This window comes from Aeromonas sobria, from assembly GCF_050266975.1.
In the GTDB taxonomy this organism is placed as follows: domain Bacteria; phylum Pseudomonadota; class Gammaproteobacteria; order Enterobacterales; family Aeromonadaceae; genus Aeromonas; species Aeromonas sobria_B.
This window is the reverse complement of record NZ_JBKISU010000107.1, coordinates 1-415: the sequence shown is the minus strand read 5'-3', so window position 1 is coordinate 415 and position 415 is coordinate 1. Positions and strand designations below refer to the sequence as shown.

General features: G+C 57.3%; 1 protein-coding gene. It reads left to right on the top strand.

Annotation, left to right across the window (positions count from 1 at the left end; genetic code table 11):
- Positions 1 to 415, top strand: a 415-nt coding sequence (locus tag ACLHZ1_RS20640) for a DDE-type integrase/transposase/recombinase (RefSeq protein WP_427263544.1), incomplete at both ends; no start/stop codon positions are given.

Here is a 415-nt window from a genome sequence, read left to right as displayed (position 1 = left end):
TGGGGCACAGTTCAGTCGCCCGTATCCTGCAACGAAGGGGACTTAATCGACTGGCTAACCTGGAGCCTGCTGCTCCGGTACAACGCTATGAATATGAAAAACCGGGTGATTTGCTGCATTTGGACATCAAAAAGCTGGGACGTTTCCGTCGTCCCGGCCATCGTGTCACCGGTGACCGCCGCCAGGATTCCCCCGGTGCGGGATGGGAGTATGCTCATGTGGCGATTGATGACCACTCCCGCGTGGCGTTCAGCTCCCTGCATCCTGATGAAACGAGATACAGTGCCTGTCTGGCGCTGTTACAGGCGCTGCGCTACTACGCCCGGCTCGGTATTCGATTCAGTCGGCTACTCACTGATAATGGCGCCTGTTATCGGTCGAAACGCTTCCGGAAGCTGTGTCGTCGGTTGGGACT